The following is a 20,290-nucleotide window of genomic DNA, read 5'->3' as shown; positions in this document are numbered from 1 at the left end:
CTTATCTATCTTGTTTGAACTCGTCAGGGACTTGAATATTGACAGGCGGGCGGGGCTCGTTCCAATGATTTTCCCTGGCCATTTTTAATTGATAAACATAAGCCAGCACCTGCGCCACCGCTACATAAAGCCCTTGCGGTATCTCCCGGTCGACGTCGGTCGAATAATACAGCGCTCTCGCCAGAGGCGGAGCCGAAACCAGGGGCACATTGGCGCCGACCGCCAACGATCGAATCTGGGCGGCCATCAAATCGGCGCCTTTCGCTACCAGTATAGGCGCCCCCTTGGAATCCATGTCGTATTTCAACGCCACCGCGTAATGCGTCGGGTTGGTAACCACCACGTCGGCTTTCGGCACTTCCGCCATCATCCGATTCTGCGCCATTTCCATCTGAATCCGGCGCTGCCGTCCCTTCACTTCCGGCTTTCCTTCGGTTTCCTTCATTTCATCCTTGATTTCCTGCAGCGTCATTTTCAATTTGCGGTTGTGGTCCCATAACTGATAGGGTACGTCGATCATCACCACCACGATCAGCGAAGCGCTGAGCACGAGAAAGCAGATCCCCACAATATGCAGCGCATGGAGAATGGACTGATCGACCGGTTCCACGCCCAGCCCGATCAGTTCGCCGATGAAATGCCGATACAATAAAAAAGCGGCGGCCAAGATCAATAGGAATTTCAACAGGGCCTTGAGCAGTTCAATCAGTCCCCTCAGGGAAAACAGCCTGGCAAGGCCTTTGAGCGGATCGAGCTTTTCCAGCTTGGGCGCAATCGATTCCCAGCTGAAAATCCACCCGCCCAGCGCCAGGGGAGCAATCACCGCGACGGCAACCATCACCGCGATAAAAGGAGCGATCAACGACAAACCGTCCAGCATGGCCTGCTTGAACCGGATAACGGGACTTAAAGGATCGAAAATGACTTCCCGTTTGAGTTGAAACTGCTCCCGCATGAGGCTCAACAATCCATTGCCCATGCGCCCTCCCGTCATCAGCAGGAGAATGGCGCTGGCGATCAGCATGGCGAAGGTATTCAGTTCGCGGGAACGGGCGATCTGGCCTTGTTTTCGGGCGTCTTCAAGACGCTTGCTGGTGGGTTCTTCGGTTTTTTCCTGATCTGAATCTTCAGCCATGACGCACAATCTTCACCGACAATAAATCTCACAGCCTCAACAACTGTTCGATCAGCTCATAGGCGCCGGTCAAAAGACCGGAAAGTTGCCCCAATACATTGGGAAAAGTCAGCCAGATCAACGCCAGCCCCAACATCAGCGTTACCGGAAAGCCCACTGAAAAAATATTCAGCTGCGGAGCGGCGCGCGTCGCCACTCCGAAGCCGATATTGACCAGCAGCAGACTGACGATGAGGGGCATCGCCAATAATACGCCGCCCGCAAACATGCGGCTGCTCCAGGCGATGATCGCCCAAAGGTCGGCCTTGGCAAGGCCGTCGGGTCCAATCGGCAGACTGGCAAAACTGTCCAGCAGCATTTTGATCAACAGCAAATGGCCATCCAGGCTGAGAAACACCAAAGTCCCGGTCATCGTGTAAAGCTGCGAGACGAGCGGCGCTTGCTGGCCATTTTGAGGATCCACCATGGAAGCGAATCCCAGACCCATGCTCAACGCGACACTTTGCCCCGCAAACGAAAGCGCGGAAAAAACCATCTGCACGATAAAACCGATCGCCAGGCCGATCACAACCTGCTGGACGATGATCAGCATGCCTTCATAACTCAGCATGTCGACGGCAGGCGCCCCCGGCAATAACGGCATGACGACAAACGTCATCGCCGCCGTAAGAATCAACCGCGCCCGGGCCGGTACGGCCTGCAAACTGAACAGAGGAACCGCCGTAAACATCGCGCCGATGCGGATCATGGGCAAAAAGAATGAAGCGGCCTGATGCAAAATTTGGGCTTCGGTAAAATTCACGGCTTATCCAATCAATTGCGGAATCGCCTTTACCAGGCCTTGAAAATAATCGAGAAACAATTGCAGCATCCAGGGCCCGGCAATCAGCAGTACGAGCCCAATGACGATCAATTTAGGGACGAAGGTCAGCGTTGCTTCGTTGATCTGGGTCGCCGCCTGAAACATAGCAATAATCAGACCAACCCCTAGGGAGGGCAGCAAAATGGGGGCCGTCAGCTTGATTGCGACGATCATCGCATCCTGGCTGATATCATAAATGGTATCCGGCGTCATAATTTTGACTTCGATTTCAGTTGACGTAAAAACTCGCCGCCAGCATTTCCATAATCAAGGACCAGCCATCGGCCAGTACGAACAACATGATTTTGAACGGCAACGAAACGATCATCGGGGACAGCATCATCATCCCCATCGTCATCAACACACTCGCAACGACAAGATCGATGATCAGGAACGGCAGGAAAATCAGAAACCCTATCTGAAAAGCCGTTTTCAACTCGCTCGTGACATAAGCGGAAAGCAACAATGAAAAAGGAACCTCTTCGATGGAATTCAAGTCGGCATGACCGGAAATTCTGATAAACATCTCCAGATCGGCCTCACGGGTCTGCTTCAGCATAAATTGGCGGAACGGCTCCGAAGCTTGGGTAATTGCCGTGGCCGCGTCGATTTTTTCTTCGAGGTAAGGCTGTACCGCCTCCGTATTGACTTTCTCGAGTACCGGCATCATGATGAAAATCGTCAAAAACAAAGACAAGCCCAATAACACCTGATTGCTGGGCGCCTGCCCCGTGCCGAGGGCCTGCCGCAGTAAACTCAGCACAATCACGATCCGGGTAAACGCAGTCATCGTCAGCAGCAACGCCGGCAACACGGTCAGCAAGGTCATCAGCGCCAGAATCTGAATCGTGACGCTATAGGTCTGGCCGCCCTGCTTGCCGGTGGTGACGGTGACGGCATCGATGCCGGCCGCAAACGCAGGCGTCTCGGCCCATAGGCAACCGGCGGCCAGGAGCAGGGCGGTCAACACGAGAGAGCTACGCATCGGGACGGGATTTAATCGCTTGCATGAGTTTTTGGGCAAATACGCCCTTGACGGAACTTTTGGCGGCGTCTTCTCCGGCCAAACAATCATCTCCCTCCAGTACGTGCAAGGTCTGAATCCGGCCGGGCGTAACGCCCAGAACCAGTTGTTTCCTACCCACCTGCAACAGGATGACTTTTTCCCGCATGCCCAGCGAGAGTCCGCCGATCACTCGCATTCGCTCTGCGCCGGCCGCCGCCATTCGGCTGAATTTGCCGATAACCCAGATGCAAAGAAAAAAAATCCCCAGTACAGCCAGAAGCCCGAGAATCCAGTGGACCAGGTCGGCGGAAGCGACGCTTCGAAAAGGCGGTTTTGAAACATCCGCCGGCAAGGCAAAACTCGCGGATGCACATAGAAATAAAAAAACGCAAAAGAGAGGTTTTATCGACATCAGGCCAATCTTTTGACGCGTTCCGACAGACTGATGATGTCGGTCAGGCGAATACCGAATTTTTCATTGACGACAACCACTTCGCCATGCGCAACCAAGGTTCCGTTAACCAGAATATCGAGCGGCTCGCCCGCGAGACGATCGAGTTCGACAATCGCCCCCTGATTCAATTTCAACAAATTTCTGATGCTGATCTGGGTCCGGCCAAATTCCATGGACAGGGTGACAGGAACATCCAGAATGACGTCGAGATTGAGTTCTTCCGATGAGGCGCTTAACGGTTTCTCGTATTCATTGTGAAGAGTTCCCGCTTCTTCGAATTCATTAACTTTAACTTCACCCGATTCAAGGGAATCTTTATTCATATTGCTTGTATAACCATTTGAATTGTTAATATTGCCCGAATCGCTTAAACGGACTCGGTTCTCACTATCTTATCGATAATCTGCACGGCATAGTGACCTTCCGAGGTGCAAGGTCTGCAGGTAAAGACAGACACGCCTTCGGCCTTCAAGGACAGGGTTTTCGGCATGTCGATCGGGATGATGTCGCCTTTCTTCAACCGCAAAATATCGCTGATGGGCAAATTCTTCTCGACCAACTGGGTATTCACTTTCAGTTTAGCCTCCATCACTTCATTTCTCAAAGCCACCCGCCATTGCGTGTCGGATTCCGTACTGTCCACTCCCACCGACTCCAATAAACCCTTGATCGGTTCGATCATCGCATAGGGCATCAGAATGTTGATATCGCCTCCCCCGCCCTCCAATGCAATGTTGACCGTAGTGATCATCACATAATCGTCCACTCCGACAATCGCCGCATAATTCGGATTGATCTCCGAATTCAAATATTCGAAATTGATCGCCAGCACCGGTTCCCAGGCATCTTTCAGGTCTTTGAAAATCATGTCCAATATCTTCTGGATTACCCTCATTTCGGTCCGGGTAAACTCGCGGCCTTGAGAATTATGGTCGTACTGACCATTGCCGCCGAAGAAATTATCGACCACGGTAAACACGAAATAGGGGTCCATCACGATCAATGCCCGCCCCCGAAGCGGGGAAATCCGGACAATATTCAAGTTGGTCGGCGTGCGCAACCGGTCCATGAAATCGGAAAACTTCTGAAACTGAATCCCCGATACGAAAATTTCCGGAGAACGGTGCAACAATTTAAACAGCGATGTACGTAAAGAGTTGGAGAAACGGTCGTTAATCATCTCCAGCGTGCGTATATGGCGCCGCTGAACCACCCTTTCCTGGGTGTTGAAATCATAGGGCTTGACGACCTCTCGCGCATCAACTTCCTCCGCTATGCTTTCAACTTCGGCTTCAGGCTCAAAATCGCCCTCTTCGACACTATTGAGCAGCGCCTCGATCTCTTCCTGGGAAAGTAAATCCGACGTACTCATAATCTATTGCATGACGAAGGCAGTAAAAAACAATTCCTTAACCTGACTCTTTCCCGCCATTTTTTTCAAAATAGAAGTCACTTCATTCAACATGGCGACACGCAGCTTTTCCTTCTCCTCGCGCATGTTCAGGTTTTCGGGTTTTTGAGCACTGATCAGCATCAACAAGTTATTGCGAATCATCGGCTCATGCTTTTTCACAGCTTCCAAGGCATCCTCTTTTCCGGCGACCAGAAAAGCGAGCGAAATCTGGATCATCTGAATGGATGAGCCTCTGGGAAAATTCACCGTCAGGGGTTTAGCCATCTCATAATAAAGCTTTTCAGCTTCCTCTTCATCGTCGTGCGCCGTTTTTTCGGCATTGGCCGAATGATGCAAATAATAAAAAACACCCCCTCCAACACCTCCGGCCAATAAAACCGCCCCCAGAATAATGGCGAGCAGCTTCATCGTAGATTTTTTCCCGTTACCGGCGTTTTGATCAGATTCTGCCATAGTCGAAATCGAAGCTTCGTTTAATTTAAAAAATCGATGCTTACTATTATAGACACTGGCAAGGGAAAGAGATAGGAACAGCTCACGCGGGACGGGGTAATCGCGCCATATTCACAAAGGCCGTCATTCCGGCAGAGATTGGCGGAATGACGAGCGCTGTAGGGCGTTTTCGCGATAGCAAAACGCCAATCCCCCTCAAAGCACGGCGGATTGCCTTCGGCGAATCCACCCTACAAGGGCTTGTGTTTCCCGCAAATCCCTGTGTTTCCACCGCCGTCGGAGCGACGCCTTCGTCGCGATGCTCGATGGCCGTTGATATTGAAACCTTTTTTGGCGGAACCGCTGCCGCGTTCCGCCCTACAACGCGGTAGGGTGTTTTCGCGATAGCAAAACACCAATCCCCCTCAAAGCACGGCGGATTGCCTTTGGCGAATCCACCCTACAAGGGCTTGTGTTTCCCGCAAATCCCTGTGTTTCCACCGCCGTCGGAGCGACGCCTTCGTCGCGATGCTCGATGACCGTTGATATGGAAACCCTACAACGCGGTAGGGTGTTTTCGCGATAGCAAAACACCAATCCCCTTCAAAGCGCGATTGCCCTGTTTTTCATCCCTCTATTTACTTTTCCCGTTACAGAGTATTACCATTAAAGTATTACTTTCCACCCGGTAATCATCATGCGCGTTACAAGCAAAGGCCAAGTCACCATTCCTCAAAACGTCCGGGAAAGCATGGGCATCCTGCCCGCCGAAACCGAGATCGAATTTCTACAGGATAAAAACGGGCGCTGGTATATCGTCAAAGCCCCAAGCCGGACAAAAAAAACCAGCCGGTTCCGGTCCGCCCATAAAACGGCAAAATTGACGATGAGCACCGACGATATCATGGCCTTGACGCGAGCCGGCTGATGGCCGTTATCCTGATCGATAGTGGCGTGGTCATCGACCTCTCCGACCCTGAAAGCGCCTGGTTCGAATGGAGTGTCGCGACCCTGGAGCGACTCGACCAGAACAATACCCTGGTCATTAACCCGATCATTTACGCCGAGTGCTCCATAGGATTCGAGCGCATCGAAGAAGTGGAAGTCCTGTTCGAACATCTGGGCTTCGTCATCCGGCCAATCCCGAAAGAGGCCCTGTTTTTGGCGGGGAAAGCCTTTTTACAGTACAAGAAGCGCCAAGGCGGCAAAAGCAATGTGCTGCCGGATTTTTTCATTGGGGCGCACGCCGTAGTAGCAAATTACCGGCTAATGACGCGGGATCGGGGACGCTTCAGCACCTACTTTCCCAGCGTCGAGTTGATCATGCCGAATTCGGCCAACGGGTTGAATCGATAGGGTCCTCAAGGAGGCCTCGCTCGGGATGGAATTTGCAACAACACAGGGTTGGATAAACGAAGCGCATCCACCGCGCTGTTATCCAAGCCAAGCGTTACGAAGAGCAGAGTTGTAGGGTGTTTTCGCGATAGCAAAACACCAATCCCCTTCAAAGCACGGCGGATTGCCTTCGGCGAATCCACCCTACAAGGGCTTGTGTTTCCCGCAAATCCCTGTGTTTCCACCGCCGTCGGAGCGACGCCTTCGTCGCGATGCTCGATGGCCGTTGATATTGAAACCTTTTTTGGCGGAACCGCTGCCGCGTTCCGCCCTAGAGCCGTACGCTATGCGTACCGTTTACCGCCGAAAATGGTACGCACAGCGTACCCCACCCACCGGCCCGAAAAACTAAAGCATATAAGCCTTCACGGCTTTCTTCCCCTGCTCCATCTGCCGTAAAGCCAAGCCCGCCTCCTGTTTTTCGGCCAGTCCCAGCGTCGCTATTTCATAATCCATCGCCAGTATATTTCGGATACTTTCCGCAACCGGAGAAGCCAATTCAGGCTCGACAGGGGTGAGAAAAAAGGCGGAAATCCGCTCGCGCCTGCCCGCTTCTAACGCGATCACCTCATCCCAAAGCGAAGCCTGGGCTTTTTCCAGCATCGCCCGGGTTAGCTCAACCAGTTGCAGAAGCTCGGCTATCCTGTCGTTCATTTAAAGCCAACCGGTCCTAAACATTCAAAATACCGGGGATCGCATCCCATCCGGCTTTAATTTCCAGCATCAAATCGGCAATCTCGTCGAGAATCGCCTCGTCGCTCTGAAGATTGGCCATCAACAGACGTTGGGACATATAGCCATACAGACTATTCAGATTCTCCGCCAATTCGCCGCCTTTTTCCTTATCCAGCGAGGCCTGCAATCCGCCGACGATCGTAATGGCTTTACCGATGTTCTCGCCTTTTTGAGCGATTTCTTTCCGAAGGATATTGCCCTTCGCCAACGCGATTTTTTCGAGCACCCCTTCCATCAGCATCTGGATAAGGCGGTGCGGCGTCGCATCCATCACCAAGGACTGAACACGCACTTCTTTGTATTGGTTCATTGCCATACTAGCATTCATTTGACTCTCCTCTGTATTTTTTATGCTTTGAAATCAGAATTATCCGACAACTATAGCGGCAGTTTCATCCAAAACTTTAGAGCTAAAAACCGCTAATTTTCCGATATTCCGATTCTCCAAAACTCAGTAAAGGCTTCTTTAGCTTATCCGTTCGTACTTACGACACCGGGTAAATTAGCCAATTGTTGTGTCAAAAAACTTCCGGTACTCTGCAATTGCGCCACCAAGGTATCCATCGCCGTAAACTGCTTGCGGTAGCGGGATTCCAGCGCGGTCAGCCTCGTGTTGAGAGCGTCCCGTTGATCGGCAATACCGGCAATGCTCTTGTTGACGCCGTTAATGCGCGAAGACAAAGGGCCATCGGAAGACAGATACGTTGTCAAAGTGCTGTCGAATTTTTTGGCCAAGCCGTTTTCGGAAGAAAATAAATTGGCGATGGCATCGAAATTGGTTGTCATCGCTTTGTCCAGTTTGGAGGAATCCAACTGCAAATTGCCGGTTTTATCGCTGACAATGCCGATATCGGCTAAAGCCGAGATGCCGCCCCCGCCTTGCACGACACTCGACAGCACCTGGCGAAGCTGATTCTGTACGCCGCGCAACGTGGCGTCGCCCAGCAACGGCCCGCCGGTTTGGGTAGCGGCGTTGTAACTGGATAAATTGCTCATCGTATTGACCAGCGAATTGTACGACTTGATGAAATCATTGAGCTTGGAGGTGACGGAACTTTTGTCCATCGCGACGGTGATCTTGCCGGTCGTGGCCGGATCGGCTTTCACCAGTGAAAGGGTAACGCCGGTAATCGCGTCCGAAAAGCTGTTGCTGTCGCGGGTCACCTGCTGCCCGTCGATATGAATGATGGCGTCCTGGGCGGACTGGACCGTGGTCAGATTGGCGGTCGCCAGCCGGCTCAAATCCTTGCCGTCCGACGCATTCGCATCGGTTGCGGTTATTGAGATGGTATTGGCTGCGCCGACCTTTTCCGAGGTCAACACCAATTGCGAACCGGTATCGACTTTAATGATCGTCGCCTTGACGCCCGGATTATCCGTAGCGGAATTGATCGCATCGCGAAGGCCGGCCAAAGTCGTGTCGGCACCGACAGCGATGTTGAAACTGGAGGAACCCAAATCGATTTTGAGACTGCCTTCGCCGACAACATCGGTTTCGGCGCTAAAATCGCCGGAACGCACTTTCGCGGCCTGCGCCAATTGATCGACGGAGATCGAAAAACTGCCGGCCACGGCGGCGCTGCCGGCGGTTACGGTAAACAAATCGGTGTCGCTGGAAGTGGCGGTGCGCACCTTGAACGCGGAAGCATCCTTGAGCGCCTGTACGCTGGTCTGAAACGAAGACAGGGCACCCTTCAGCGAACCGTAGGCCGAAAGATCCGCTTGTAATGTGGCTTCTTGAGTGTTTAACCGATCTGTCGTCGGCTGTCCTTCGGCAGTCACCAATTTCGACACGAGGCCCTCGATATCCAGCCCCGATCCTACCCCGGCAGAAGTAATTGCAACCATATTGAGTCCCCCCTTAACTTAAGAAGCTGTCTTGCAAAACATCACAAGCATTTTGCAAGGGTTAATGTGATCATGGCAATCCACAAGGGCTTGTGTTTCCGCCGCCGTGGGAGCGACGCTTTCGTCGCGATGCTCGATGGCCGTTGATATTGAAACCCTTTTTGGCGGAACCGCTGGCGCGTTCCGCCCTACGATTCATCCACCTTACGGGTTACAGGATCGTAGGATGCGGTGAGGAACGAACCGCATCAATCGCGAACGATGCGGTTCGCGTTCCTCGCCGCATCCTACGGCTCTATCATGCCGAACACCCATCAGGCCGTGGAACTGAATATCGTCAATTTTCCCTTATCATTCTGCTCCGCCAGGCTGCGCGCCAGCCTCAACGCTTCTTCGGACGGAATCTGCCGGATGACTTGCTGGCTTTTCGTATCGATGACTTTAACGATCATCTCGCCGCTTCCTTCGTCAAGGCTGAATTGCAGATCCCTCTGGATGTTCTGCACAAAATCGTTCAGCTTACTGACGGCATTACCCAGCTTTTCCGGATCTTTCGCCTGATCTTTCCCTGCGCCGGAAACGGCATCAGGCACAAGACGTGCCTCTACCGTTGCCGCCTCGGCTTGCGGAGCCGGGTCGATCGGAACCTTTGCCTGAACCGCCGGCTCGGGCGTCGCGGCCGGAGCGGGAGGGCGCTGTTGAGTCATGCTGGTACCAATGTCCATGTTAACCTCCTCATCAAACTCCTTTTTACATGATCATGAAAAAACGGAAGCCCGGCGTTGCCGCCGGGCAATGGCTTGGCACTCTATATTATCTCAAAAGACTCAAAACGCCTTGCGGAAGCTGATTGGCCTGGGACAACATCGCCGTGCCGGCCTGCTGCAGGATTTGCGCGCGGGTCAGGTTGGCGGTTTCCTTCGCGAAGTCGGCGTCGGTGATCCGGCTCTTCGAAGCGGTCAGGTTTTCGGTCCGCGTTTGCAGACTGTCCACCACGGCGGCAAAACGGTTTTGGTAGGAGCCGAGCGATGCGCGCGAAGTATTGATCGTCTGCAGGGCGCCGTCAATCGTGTCCAGGGCTTTGGAGGCGTTGGCGGCGGTCAGCACGTCGAGGGACGCGAGGCTATTTACGGACGAGGTGGTAGTAGCCGTTGTCGTCCCCGTAGTAAAGCCCGCATTGCCCGCCGCGGCACCACCCAGGACAATGCCGTCGGCGCTTGTGCTCGACAAGGTAATGGTGCCGTGATTGGAGAAAGCGCTGGCTGCGGCTGCCTGTCTTCCAAGTTGATCGGCACTCAGGCCTGTTTGAGTCGCCAGGGCCGTTTGAGTGGCCTCTGCTGCTACAGGATCCGTCGCGGTACCGGAGATGCCGAATGTCAAACCGTCCGCATTAGTGCCGTCCGTGAAGGTAATTTCCCCGGTTGCTGCGTCAGCTGCGACAGTGCCGTTTGCTGCGGTGCCACCGGTGGTGGCTTCCAGCGCCGTATTAATCGCTGCAGCTAATTGCTGTCCATTGTATGCGGCGCCACCGGAGGCTTGTTTACCAATCACGCCAGCAGTAGTACCTGCGCCCACATCAGCGACAATTTGAGCTGCCAACGCGTCTTTGTTATCTGTAGCGGTTGCGGCATCCACGGCAACGCCGCTTTGAGCAATACCCAAAGTTTTAGAGGCCGCTACAGTCAGTGTACTGCCAGCTACCGTCACTGTGCCGGCACCCTTCCCATTGATAAGGTCAGCGAGGGCAGTAGCATCTGCATCATCATCTCCTGTTGCTTTGTAAGAGATATTTCCTGTAGCGCTACCAGTGAGAGTGAGATTATAGGTTTGCCCGGCGGTCAAGCTTGTAATTGTATAGGTACTACCGGCATCTCCAGCAGTGGCGGCAGTCGCTGCGGCATACGCTTCAGTAGCCAAGGTAACATCAGCCACACTCGTGCCATCTACCGTCAGACCGGTAATTGTACCGCCAGCAGTCGAAAAACCCGGAGTAAAAGTACCCGCAGTAGCTACGGCCGCGCCGGCAACAGCAGGAGCGCCTAATTGCCCAACGTTACCGGATTGAAGACCTGTCCGATTGAGGAAAGCCGTTTTTGCGGTCGCAGCGGCAGCCGGATCGGCGGCGACACTATTCAGACCGATACTGATGTCGCGGCCATCGGCAGCAGTCAGGGTTAAGGCTCCCGTGGTCACATTTGCCGATGCGGTAACACCGGTTTGAGTAGACACCTGATTAATTGCCGCCGCCAGGTTAGCACCTTGGCCGGCGGCTGTTCCGCCTGCCGCGACAGCACCGATATTAACTCCATTAATACTGAAGGTATTGGCCGCAATCCCGGTAAAATCTGTTGCGGCAGAGCCGGTGACGGTGTTCGGATTAGCCGTCGCGGTCACGCCGGACTGTCCGGAAATCGCGTTGATCGCTTCGGCGATCGAGAAGGCGCTGGCGTCGCTTTGACCGGGCAACGCGCCGATTTTCGAGGCGCCCACCTGCTGGCCGTTCAGCGTCAAATCGCCGGCGGCAAGAGCGGCAATCGTTTTCCCGCCCGAATTGCTGGCTTTGTAAGACGCCCCCGCGCTGCCCAAATCCGAAGTCCGGGCGCTGGAAATCGACGAAATCTGGATCACGTCGCTGGAAGAATTGTTGGCGCCGATCTGGAAGTTTTTAGCGGTAAACGAACCATCCAGCAGTTTGGTGCCGTTGAACGACGAGTTTTGCGACACCCGGTCGATTTCCGCAATCAACGATTGCACTTCGCCGTTGATCGCCGCGCGGTCGGAATCGGAGTTGGTGGCATTGGCCGACTGCACCGCCAGCTCGCGCATCCGTTGCAGGTTGTTGCCGATCGTGTTCAAATCGCCTTCGGCCGTTTGCGCCAGCGAAATACCGTCGTTCGCGTTGCGCTGCGCTTGGTCGTTGCCGCGGATTTGCGAGTTCATACGCTCACTGATCGCCAAACCTGCCGCGTCGTCCTTGGCGCTGTTGATGCGCAAACCGGAAGACAAACGTTGCAGCGAAGTCGCCAGCGAAGCCTGCGACGTGCTCAGGTTTCTTTGGGCGTTCAATGAAGAAATGTTGGTGTTGATAACTTGTGCCATGATGACTCTCCGATGTATGGACTAAAAAGGCCAAACGGCTTGGCCGGCTTAAAAGTATCGGGGATTTTTTCATATTACTCATTGCCCCGCCTTTGTCCTGGTTATCGACTGCGCTTTTTAAAACTTTAATGTTTTTTTGTCCTGTCATGCGTTTTGTGATCTGCTTCACATAATCGCAGCACCCCGGTGGATTGCCTTCGGCGAATCCACCCTACCCCGCTGCAACCTCGTAGGGTGGTTTCGCGAAGCAAACCACCTCAGGCCTCAAATCCAGGGCATGACCTGCCGCGAAACCCGGCGAACCCGGCGGATTGCCTTCGGCGAATCCACCCTACCCCGCTGCAACCCCGTAGGGTGGTTTCGCGAAGCAAACCACCTCAGGCCTCAAATCCAGGGCATGACCTGCCGCGAAACCCGGCGAACCCGGCGAACCCGGCGAACCCGGCGGATTGCCTTCGGCGAATCCGCCTTTCGATACCCGAGCGCCAAAATGGCCTATACTGAAATCCTGATTATCGTCAGCTTAACGGGAGCCAATCGTGCGCTTATCGGTTTTATTACTCAGTTTTTTACTCATGTCTTCTTGGGCTTATGCGAACGAAGGATCCTCATCGGGGGAAGGCGGCATGGAATACCTGGAAATCACGCCCAAAATTACGGTCAATCTGGCTGAACCGAGAAGCTACTTGCTGGTCAATGTTCAGCTTTTAGCCGAAGGCCCGAAGGCAGTCGAAAAACTCAAAAAACATATGCCGGCGATCAAGCACGAGCTGATCATGCTGCTCAGCGGCAGGTCGACCGATTCGATCCAGACAATGGAACAGCGCGAAGCCTTACGCAAGGAAACCGCCGCCGCCATTAAAAAAACCCTGGAGCACTACGAGGACAGCGATGGCTTTCGAGACGCTTTTTTCAGCGAATTTTTGATCAACTATTGATGTAGGCTAAATGGCGGATTCGCCGAAGGCAATCCGCCATTTAGCCTCAAAGCCAAGGAATGGCTTGTCATGAATGCCGGCGGATTGCCTTCGGCGAATCCGCCCTACTCCGATACATGAGGCAAATTCTCTACTTTTCCGCACCAGTCCACCGGCAGAATGCCGTCGCATAGCATACATAACGGTGGAACGAGGAATACGGCCAATCGCGCACGCGGCTGACGTAGCCATGTTTTAAAGGGTTAACATGAACATAGTCGATGTGCCGGGAATAATCGCGTTCGGATGCCAGCGTGTGTTCCCAGTAACGGCGCTGCCATATGCCGCGTTCGGCGCGCCGGCGGCGGAGCGGGGATATTCGCTCGATATTGGGCAGACCTTTCGAGAACAGCAGTTTAATCAAACGCCAGCGCAAAGGGTAATCATCGGAGTCGGACGGCAGCGTCCATATACAGTGCATATGATCCGGCAATACCACCCAGGCATCGATATGGAAGGGATATAAGATTTTCACGCGCCGAACGGAGTCGCGCAAAAGCCCGATATGATCGGTCAATAACGTCTGTTTCCGGTCGAGAAGATTGACGGTAAAAAAATAGCATCCGCCCGCTACGAAATTGCGCCGGTAATTGGACATCGGAAATCCCGAAATAAAAATAAGCGTAGCAGAAACGTAGGGTGGTTTCGCGAAGCAAACCGCCTTTCAGGCCTCAAACCGAGGCATGGCCTGCCGCGAAACCCGGCGGATTGCCTTCGGCGAATCCGCCTTACGGCCGTTTGCCGCTCAGCATGTAGGCGAACGCAATCACTTCGGCCACCGCGATGTAGAGCTCGCGCGGGATTTCGCGCTCCAGAGGCACGCTGGCCAATACTTGAACCAATTCCGCATCGTGACGCAGAGGAATATGGTGCGCTTCGGCCAGTTCGATAATCTGTTCCGCCAGCAATCCTCTTCCTTTGGCAGTCACTCTGGGGGCGCCGGTTCCGTCATAGTTCAGCGCAACGGCAAGGGTGGATTTTGGGTTGTTTTGGGTCATGCGAGAAGGTCCAGCAAGTGTAGGTCAACCGTTTCCGAAAGCGACGACGAAGGCGGTCGGTCCAAGACGGTGAGCGCCCCGACCGCCAACCCGGCCTGCTCCAGCCTTGCACGCAGCGTTTCGGTCGCCTGGCCGATCCTGTCGGCGGTTTCTTCCCGATCGCTCCAGAGGCAGGCATCGATTTGCGTGCCGTTCCAGATGATACGGGCGTTAAAGGCGCCCATGCCGGGAGGCTGGAGCTGGATCGTCGCGGTCCAGCCGGGAACACGGTCCTCGGTCGGAGAGCCGCCTTCCGCGGCAATCGACAGTTCGGCGTTGTCCTGATAGTTTCCCGCAACGAAAGGCAGATTCAATTGCAAACATACGGTGCCGTCGTCGCGCGGCTGAGAGGCCAATTGATCAACGGCAATTTTAGCCAATGCGCCTTCCGCTTTCTGGGCCAGCTTGGCCGGGTCGATCTCTTCCGGTTTGCTGAAACTGTCTTCGGCTTTATCGGTTAAAGGAAGAGGCGGCGCGTTCCGAACCGTCGATAGGCTCGTTTCGAATGGCTGTGGTTTGGCCCCGGCCGCCAGCCCTTCTTTCTCCGGCGTCTGAATATCCGTGGAATGGGCCGCTTTGTCGGCAGCGAGTTTAGCCGCGCTTTGCTCCGGTTTGGGCGCGAAAGTTTCCGTTTCGGCCGGCACCGGCGCGCCGACTTTCTCTTCCGGTTGAGTCAGCAACAGCCACGGGGCAGACGGCGAAGCCGGGAGCTGCCCCACGGCAGCGCTTTTGGCCTGCGATTGCGGCGGCAGGGGCTCGCCGGTCGTCGTAGGCAAGGCGCTTGCCGCCCGTTGCGGCATCTTGTCCGGATTCGAAACGGCCTGATCGCCGGCCTCTTCCGGACCCTGTGCCGCCGTTTGGAAGGGCGCCGTTCCGGGCGGAGAGGCGCTTTCCTGCCGCAAAGGTCGAGCAGGGGCAGCCGCCTTGCCGCCTTCTCCTGGCGGCAGAACGGCCAGCAGATTCAGCAGGCGCGCCTTCAAATCATTTTCCGGAAGCGGCGCGCCTTCGGCCAGGGCCGCGGCCAGCGACGCCTCAAGAAACACGCCCGGATTCCGGACGACTTTTTGCAAACCCTCGGGCGTCATCAGTTTTGCCGCCTGCGGCAGTACCGAGGCAAGACGTTCCGCCGCAGGACTCGCCGCTTTGTCGACAGCGAGCTTGGCCGCGCTTTGCTCCGGTTTGGGCGCGAAAGTTTCCGTTTCGGCCGGCACCGGCGCGCCGATTTTTTCTTCCGGTCGAGTCGCCGGCGGCCACGGAGCAGACGGTGAAGCCGGGAGCTGTCCCTCGGCAGCACTTTTGACCTGCGATTGCGGCGGCAATGCTTTACCGGTCGGTGGAGGCAAGGCGGTTTCCGCCCGTTGCGGCGCTTTAGCCGGATTCAGAATGGCCTGATCGCCGGCCTCTTCCGGAACCTGTGCCGCCGTTTGGAAGGGCGCCGTTCCGGGCGGAGAGGCGCTTTCCTGCCGCAAAGATCGAGCAGGGGCAGCCGCCTTGCCGCCTTCTCCTGGCTGCAGAACGGCCAGCAGATTCAGCAGGCGCGCCTTCAAATCATTTTCCGGAAGCGGCGCGCCTTCGGCCAGGGCCGCGGCCAGCGACGCCTCAAGAAACACGCCCGAATTCCGGACGGCTTTTTGCAAACCCTCGGGCGTCATCAGCTTTTCCGCCTGCGGCAGTGCCGCGGCGAGACGTTCCACAGCCACATGCACCGGCCCCGGCAGATTCGAAGAATTCGAGGACGGCAACCGGCCCACCATCGCGGCGAATTCCTTCAAATCGATCTGCTTCGGCAACAGCTCGCGCAGGGCCTTGGGCACGACTTCCGGCCCGGGCGGCTCGGCAGGAAGAACGCGTAATTCGGGCAGCGCGCCGAGCCGGCTCACCTGAACCTGCAAGCGCTGGCCGACGGTCAATTCCGCTTGGCTCATCGCGGTCAGCGATTCGCCGCCCGGTAACCGCTGAAGCTGAAAACGATTTTCGCCCATCCGCGCCTGAACTACGACATCGAGGATAGTTCCCAGTTTAAGCGACTCAATCTGTTGAGGAGACGCGGCGGTCGCTGCAACATTCGAGAGAGCCGCACTGTTGCGAATTTCCATCATCCAAGCCTCGGTCGGGTACGGTAAGGGGGAGATTGTGCCTTGCAACAAGCGCAGGCCGGCTAGAGCATTTTCGTTTCGGGTTTACGTGCCGCCAAGTTAAGGGAAACTCGTCATTCCGGCAAGGATTGCCGGAATCCAGAAGCCAAGGATGGCGGGCTCTAATACATCCCTGTCATCTGGATCTCGGCACAAATCTGTCTGGAACAGATTTGCATTGACCCGAAGGGGGCCAGGCAGGAAAGCCTGGCATGAATCCCTGCTGAGATGACGGCTTGACTTAACAGTATTGTGCACTTATACGCGATATGAAAATGCTCTAGACACCCAAACTCATGCTTTCAATACCGCATCCGATTTTTTAGGTGCCGAATCGCAAAACCCCGGACGCCTCGCGATCTTTCTGTACGGATTGCTCATGATGATTGGGATCATGCCGATTTTGGCCTTTGGTATTTTCACATCCCGCAAGCAATGCCAGCATGAAAAATAATAGGATAGACGATTTCATCATACCCTCCTCATTCGGTTGTCGGTGAAATATAAAATAACAAATTCCGGCATAATTCACCAAGTCTCGGCACGGAGACCTCAAGCAAAGCCCCATTGAATGACATGGATTGACGGCAATTGCTGCATCCCTGCCCTGCCGCGAGTGTTGTCATACCCGCCGCGAATGCAAGCCGCCACGGCCAAGCGTTGCGCAGTTCGGCCCTCATCTTCGAGACCTTCCAATTAAGTCAATCATGGAAGGAAGGCCTGCCCTCCACGGCAATCATGCGATGGTGAAACTTCCGCAGGACGGGTTTTTTAAGGCTGCGGAATACTTTCACAGCCTCCAATATCCCGTCCGGCGTTTGGACCCGCTGCCCCGCAACGCGGATCTTCGGAAAAACGAGACATAGCGCGATTGCCCCGGCATGCCCTCGCCTGTACTGTTATTTTGAGGAATTTTGCTATTTTGCAGTCTATAAATCTATTGCCCAAACCGCGAAAGCAGTTTCCGGATTCTGCCCCCTAACATAAAAAGACCCCAGGTGCCGCATGAAAAAAATCACCGAAGTTTATGGTCAATGGATCGCCAAACTGGATGGCAGATTGCTGCGTTATCCGAAAACGCTGATCCTGACGTTCCTGCTGCTCTGCGGATTCAGCGTGTACTATACGGCCAAGCACCTGGGCATCGATGCCGATACGACCGATATTCTATCGAAGGATCTGCAGTTCCAGAAAGATCGCGAGCGTTTTATCAAGGCTTTTCCGCAGGATGACCAGGCGATCCTGGTCGTAGTCGATGCCCGGACACCGGAGCAGGCAACGCGCGCTTTGGATTATCTCGGAGCGGAATTCGGCAGGGAACGGCAGATCAAATCGGTTTACATCCCGGGCACAGGCGATTTCTTCGAGCGGCACGGCCTGCTTTATCTCGACCTTGACAAGTTGGAGGAACTGGCCGCCAAAATGACGGAAGCCCAGCCCTTCATCGGCACGCTGTCCAAGGATAACAGCCTGAAAGGGCTGTTCAACATTCTCGAACAGGCTATTACCGCAAAAACGCATGAATTGCCGGTCGACCTGAATCCCCTACTCGATAAAATCGGTGCGGCGATCCAGGCCGTACTGGACGGCAAAACTTATCAGTTATCCTGGCAGCAGTTGATGGTGGGGGAAAACCGGGACCTGTCGAGCACCCGGCGCTTCATCCTGCTCAAGCCTCATCTGAATTTCGAAGAACTGATGCCGGCCGAAAAGCCGCTGGCGGCGGTACGGGCCGTCGCGGCAAAAGCCGAACAAATTTTCCCAGGAATCGACATACGGCTGACCGGCGAGGTCGTGCTGGAACACGACGAACTGGCCACGGTAACCTACAGCGCCGAAATGGCTTCGGCATTCTCGTTCCTGCTGGTCTTCCTGTCCCTACTGATCGGCTTCCGGTCGGTCAAACTGACGCTGGCCACGCTCGGCGTGCTGACCATGGGCCTGATGCTGACTTTCGGCTTTGCCGCACTGGCCATTGGGCATCTGAACATTATTTCGGTGTCCTTCGCGGCGCTGTATATCGGTATCGGCGATGATTACGCGGTCCAGGTCTGCATGCGCTACCGCGAACTGTTCAGGCAGAACATGCCCCGCGGGCAGGCTCTGCTCGAAGCCGTGCGCAAGGTCGCGCCGCCGGTCACTTTGTGCGCGATCACGGGAGCGACCGGCTTTTTTGCCTTCCTGCCAACCCAATACACCGGCGTTTCCGAACTGGGGCTGATCGCCGGCGTGGGCATTTTTATTTCACTACTGATCACGCTGATCGTACTGCCGGCGATATTGAAGCTGTTTCCGCCGCATTCGGGGCCGGCAAAAAAGTCCGACGATCTGTTCCCGGACTGGGTTTACCTGTTCCCGATCCGGCATGCCACTCCGGTCAAGTGGGCTACCGCCTTACTGACTGCGGCGGGCCTGGCCGTGCTAACCCAGGCCCGGTTCGACATCAACCCGCTCAATTTGCGCGATCCCGACAGCGAATCGGTGGCCACCTTCAGGGAATTGCTGAAAACCCAAGATACCTCGCCGATGACGCTGACCGTACTGGCGGACAGTCAAGACGAAGCATTGGCCACGGCGCAAAGGCTGATGCAACTGGAATCGGTCGAAAATGCGATTACGATTTACGACTATATCCCTCCGAACCAGGAGGCCAAACTGAGCATCATCGATGACTTGTCCCTGGTCATGGGGCTCCAGTTGACGGCGTTTCCGGCCCCGCATCGGGATAGCGTTGAAAACGGCATGGCGGCATTGGAAAAATTCAGGCAGGCTGTCGGCAAGCATTTAAAGGAAAAGCCCGACAGCGAGCTTGCGGCAACCCTGCGTCCGTTGCATCGGAAAGTGGAGTCGCTGATTGCGGTATTGCAAGCGAAATCGGCTCCGGAAAGAAAAGCCATGCTGGACAAATTGCAATTCAGCCTGCTGGATACGCTGCCGGATACCATGAATACGCTGCTGAAAGGGTTGAATCCGGGCGAGGTCACGATCGATACGCTGCCTCCCGACCTTGCCGAACGCTGGCTCGGCAAAGACGGCGTCTACCGGATCATGGCCTCGCCCAGCAAGGACCTCAACGATGAGAAAAACCTGAAAGCGTTCATCCGCGAGGTCCGGCAAATCGCCCCACACGCGACCGATCTGCCGGTCATTTACCTGGAATCGGGCAATGCGATCGTAAAAGCCTTTCAACAGGCGCTGGCCAGCGCCGTCGCGGCCATTGTGATCGTGTTGATGTTCACGCAGCGCAACACCAAGGACGCGCTGCTGATTCTGCTGCCTTTGACGATGACGGCCGTCCTGACCGGCGCCTCTACGGTACTGATGGACAATCCGTTCAACTTTGCCAATATCATCGTCATTCCGATCCTGTTCGGGCTGGGCGTCGATGCTGGCATCAACATCATGAACCGGCTGCGCCATCCGGATCGGGAAGACAGTGTTCTCAGAACCGGCACGGCCAGAGGCGTCGTGTTCAGCGAGCTGACCACGATGTGCAGCCTGGTCAGCATGGCGTTCACCCCGCATCTCGGCCTTGCCGGCATGGGGCAACTGCTGTCGATCGGATTGCTTCTGAGTATTATCTGCACGCTGATCGTGTTGCCGGCGTTTGTTTCCGGAGAGGAGGGGCGAATAGCCCGCGGATAAGGCCACAGCCGGGAATGGGCGCCCTCGGAGGCCGAAATTGAATTAAAAAGAGTCGTCATCGGGTGCCCCCTCCTGAGCGGGACAGCGGTTATAACCGGTGCTGTTAAATTTAGCCC

20 protein-coding genes are annotated in these 20,290 nt (G+C 55.1%); 4 read left to right on the top strand and 16 right to left on the bottom strand.

Annotation, left to right across the window (positions count from 1 at the left end; genetic code table 11):
* Nucleotide 1: 1 nt before the first annotated feature.
* From flhB to METAL_RS08435, 8 genes are read right to left on the bottom strand one after another with little or no spacing between them, the layout of a single operon-like run.
* On the bottom strand, nt 2-1,135 hold the full coding sequence (flhB, locus tag METAL_RS08470; RefSeq protein WP_005371413.1) for a flagellar biosynthesis protein FlhB: 1,134 nt from the start codon (nt 1,133-1,135) through the stop codon (nt 2-4).
* A 28-nt stretch (nt 1,136-1,163) separates the two neighbouring features.
* The gene (gene fliR / locus METAL_RS08465; protein WP_005371412.1) at nt 1,164-1,937 is read right to left on the bottom strand and encodes a flagellar biosynthetic protein FliR; all 774 of its coding nucleotides are present in this window, start codon (nt 1,935-1,937) and stop codon (nt 1,164-1,166) included.
* A 3-nt stretch (nt 1,938-1,940) separates the two neighbouring features.
* On the bottom strand, nt 1,941-2,210 hold the full coding sequence (gene fliQ / locus METAL_RS08460; protein ID WP_005371411.1) for a flagellar biosynthesis protein FliQ: 270 nt from the start codon (nt 2,208-2,210) through the stop codon (nt 1,941-1,943).
* A gap of 16 nt (nt 2,211-2,226) precedes the next feature.
* Nucleotides 2,227-2,982 (bottom strand): flagellar type III secretion system pore protein FliP, encoded by a 756-nt coding sequence (gene fliP, locus METAL_RS08455; protein WP_005371410.1) that lies wholly within the window; start codon nt 2,980-2,982, stop codon nt 2,227-2,229.
* Complete coding sequence (gene fliO / locus METAL_RS08450; protein ID WP_245549497.1) at nt 2,975-3,355, bottom strand: flagellar biosynthetic protein FliO; 381 nt, start codon at nt 3,353-3,355, stop codon at nt 2,975-2,977. The genes fliP and fliO overlap by 8 nt, the downstream gene beginning before the upstream one ends.
* A gap of 59 nt (nt 3,356-3,414) precedes the next feature.
* Complete coding sequence (gene fliN, locus METAL_RS08445; RefSeq protein WP_005371407.1) at nt 3,415-3,780, bottom strand: flagellar motor switch protein FliN; 366 nt, start codon at nt 3,778-3,780, stop codon at nt 3,415-3,417.
* 44 nt (nt 3,781-3,824) lie between these two features.
* Nucleotides 3,825-4,829, bottom strand: coding sequence for a flagellar motor switch protein FliM (fliM, locus tag METAL_RS08440; RefSeq protein ID WP_005371406.1), 1,005 nt, complete (start codon nt 4,827-4,829; stop codon nt 3,825-3,827).
* Nucleotides 4,830-4,832: 3 nt separating this feature from the next.
* Entirely contained in the window at nt 4,833-5,324 is a 492-nt protein-coding gene (locus tag METAL_RS08435) for a flagellar basal body-associated FliL family protein (protein WP_005371405.1), read from the bottom strand.
* 676 nt (nt 5,325-6,000) lie between these two features.
* Here METAL_RS08435 and METAL_RS08430 point away from each other — a divergent pair.
* Both METAL_RS08430 and METAL_RS08425 read left to right on the top strand, forming a co-directional pair.
* Nucleotides 6,001-6,231: an AbrB/MazE/SpoVT family DNA-binding domain-containing protein gene (locus METAL_RS08430; protein WP_005371404.1), complete on the top strand. Its 231-nt coding sequence runs from the start codon at nt 6,001-6,003 to the stop codon at nt 6,229-6,231.
* Nucleotides 6,231-6,659, top strand: coding sequence for a type II toxin-antitoxin system VapC family toxin (locus METAL_RS08425; RefSeq protein ID WP_005371402.1), 429 nt, complete (start codon nt 6,231-6,233; stop codon nt 6,657-6,659). The genes METAL_RS08430 and METAL_RS08425 overlap by 1 nt, the downstream gene beginning before the upstream one ends.
* 387 nt (nt 6,660-7,046) lie before the next feature.
* On the opposite strand, the gene METAL_RS08420 is transcribed toward METAL_RS08425, so the two are convergent.
* From METAL_RS08420 to METAL_RS19910, 5 genes are all read right to left on the bottom strand, one after another.
* Nucleotides 7,047-7,352: a flagellar protein FliT gene (locus METAL_RS08420; protein ID WP_005371400.1), complete on the bottom strand. Its 306-nt coding sequence runs from the start codon at nt 7,350-7,352 to the stop codon at nt 7,047-7,049.
* Nucleotides 7,353-7,368: 16 nt separating this feature from the next.
* Nucleotides 7,369-7,761, bottom strand: a complete 393-nt coding sequence (fliS, locus tag METAL_RS08415) for a flagellar export chaperone FliS (protein WP_005371398.1) — start codon at nt 7,759-7,761, stop codon at nt 7,369-7,371.
* 143 nt (nt 7,762-7,904) lie between these two features.
* Nucleotides 7,905-9,227 carry a flagellar filament capping protein FliD gene (fliD, locus tag METAL_RS08410; protein ID WP_213069483.1) on the bottom strand — a complete coding sequence of 441 codons (1,323 nt, stop codon included), beginning with the start codon at nt 9,225-9,227 and terminating at the stop codon, nt 7,905-7,907.
* 368 nt (nt 9,228-9,595) lie between these two features.
* Nucleotides 9,596-10,006: a flagellar protein FlaG gene (locus tag METAL_RS08405; protein WP_005371395.1), complete on the bottom strand. Its 411-nt coding sequence runs from the start codon at nt 10,004-10,006 to the stop codon at nt 9,596-9,598.
* 88 nt (nt 10,007-10,094) lie between these two features.
* Nucleotides 10,095-12,380, bottom strand: a complete 2,286-nt coding sequence (locus METAL_RS19910) for a flagellin N-terminal helical domain-containing protein (RefSeq protein ID WP_005371394.1) — start codon at nt 12,378-12,380, stop codon at nt 10,095-10,097.
* 575 nt (nt 12,381-12,955) lie between these two features.
* Between METAL_RS19910 and METAL_RS08390 the strand changes: the two genes are divergently transcribed.
* Nucleotides 12,956-13,318, top strand: coding sequence for a flagellar basal body-associated FliL family protein (locus tag METAL_RS08390; RefSeq protein WP_213069482.1), 363 nt, complete (start codon nt 12,956-12,958; stop codon nt 13,316-13,318).
* Between the two features lie 130 nt (nt 13,319-13,448).
* Here the strand turns inward: METAL_RS08390 and METAL_RS08385 are convergent, their stop codons facing one another.
* The 3 genes from METAL_RS08385 to fliK form a co-directional block, all read right to left on the bottom strand.
* On the bottom strand, nt 13,449-13,955 hold the full coding sequence (locus tag METAL_RS08385) for an REP-associated tyrosine transposase (protein ID WP_005371392.1): 507 nt from the start codon (nt 13,953-13,955) through the stop codon (nt 13,449-13,451).
* Nucleotides 13,956-14,085: 130 nt separating this feature from the next.
* A complete protein-coding gene (locus METAL_RS08380) occupies nt 14,086-14,355 on the bottom strand; it encodes an EscU/YscU/HrcU family type III secretion system export apparatus switch protein (RefSeq protein ID WP_005371391.1) in 270 nt (89 codons plus the stop codon).
* Entirely contained in the window at nt 14,352-16,493 is a 2,142-nt protein-coding gene (gene fliK / locus METAL_RS08375) for a flagellar hook-length control protein FliK (protein WP_005371390.1), read from the bottom strand. The genes METAL_RS08380 and fliK overlap by 4 nt, the downstream gene beginning before the upstream one ends.
* 1,041 nt (nt 16,494-17,534) lie before the next feature.
* On the opposite strand from fliK, the gene METAL_RS08370 reads away from it, so the two are divergent.
* Nucleotides 17,535-20,174 (top strand): MMPL family transporter, encoded by a 2,640-nt coding sequence (locus METAL_RS08370; RefSeq protein ID WP_005371388.1) that lies wholly within the window; start codon nt 17,535-17,537, stop codon nt 20,172-20,174.
* Nucleotides 20,175-20,290: the final 116 nt, after the last annotated feature.

Source organism: Methylomicrobium album BG8, assembly GCF_000214275.2.
Classification (GTDB): domain Bacteria; phylum Pseudomonadota; class Gammaproteobacteria; order Methylococcales; family Methylomonadaceae; genus Methylomicrobium; species Methylomicrobium agile.
This window is presented reverse-complemented; position numbering and strand designations above follow the sequence as displayed.

Excerpts from the sequence above, each read along its gene's own strand:
- flhB (WP_005371413.1), bottom strand. The coding sequence starts at position 1,135 with ATGGCTGAAGATTCAGATCAGGAAAAAACCGAAGAACCCACCAGCAAG.
- fliQ (WP_005371411.1), bottom strand. The coding sequence starts at position 2,210 with ATGACGCCGGATACCATTTATGATATCAGCCAGGATGCGATGATCGTC.
- fliP (WP_005371410.1), bottom strand. The coding sequence starts at position 2,982 with ATGCGTAGCTCTCTCGTGTTGACCGCCCTGCTCCTGGCCGCCGGTTGC.
- fliN (WP_005371407.1), bottom strand. The coding sequence starts at position 3,780 with ATGAATAAAGATTCCCTTGAATCGGGTGAAGTTAAAGTTAATGAATTC.
- fliM (WP_005371406.1), bottom strand. The coding sequence starts at position 4,829 with ATGAGTACGTCGGATTTACTTTCCCAGGAAGAGATCGAGGCGCTGCTC.
- METAL_RS08435 (WP_005371405.1), bottom strand. The coding sequence starts at position 5,324 with ATGGCAGAATCTGATCAAAACGCCGGTAACGGGAAAAAATCTACGATG.
- METAL_RS08430 (WP_005371404.1), top strand. The coding sequence starts at position 6,001 with ATGCGCGTTACAAGCAAAGGCCAAGTCACCATTCCTCAAAACGTCCGG.
- METAL_RS08425 (WP_005371402.1), top strand. The coding sequence starts at position 6,231 with ATGGCCGTTATCCTGATCGATAGTGGCGTGGTCATCGACCTCTCCGAC.
- METAL_RS08420 (WP_005371400.1), bottom strand. The coding sequence starts at position 7,352 with ATGAACGACAGGATAGCCGAGCTTCTGCAACTGGTTGAGCTAACCCGG.
- fliS (WP_005371398.1), bottom strand. The coding sequence starts at position 7,761 with ATGAATGCTAGTATGGCAATGAACCAATACAAAGAAGTGCGTGTTCAG.
- METAL_RS08405 (WP_005371395.1), bottom strand. The coding sequence starts at position 10,006 with ATGGACATTGGTACCAGCATGACTCAACAGCGCCCTCCCGCTCCGGCC.
- METAL_RS19910 (WP_005371394.1), bottom strand. The coding sequence starts at position 12,380 with ATGGCACAAGTTATCAACACCAACATTTCTTCATTGAACGCCCAAAGA.
- METAL_RS08390 (WP_213069482.1), top strand. The coding sequence starts at position 12,956 with ATGTCTTCTTGGGCTTATGCGAACGAAGGATCCTCATCGGGGGAAGGC.
- METAL_RS08385 (WP_005371392.1), bottom strand. The coding sequence starts at position 13,955 with ATGTCCAATTACCGGCGCAATTTCGTAGCGGGCGGATGCTATTTTTTT.
- METAL_RS08380 (WP_005371391.1), bottom strand. The coding sequence starts at position 14,355 with ATGACCCAAAACAACCCAAAATCCACCCTTGCCGTTGCGCTGAACTAT.
- fliK (WP_005371390.1), bottom strand. The coding sequence starts at position 16,493 with ATGATGGAAATTCGCAACAGTGCGGCTCTCTCGAATGTTGCAGCGACC.
- METAL_RS08370 (WP_005371388.1), top strand. The coding sequence starts at position 17,535 with ATGAAAAAAATCACCGAAGTTTATGGTCAATGGATCGCCAAACTGGAT.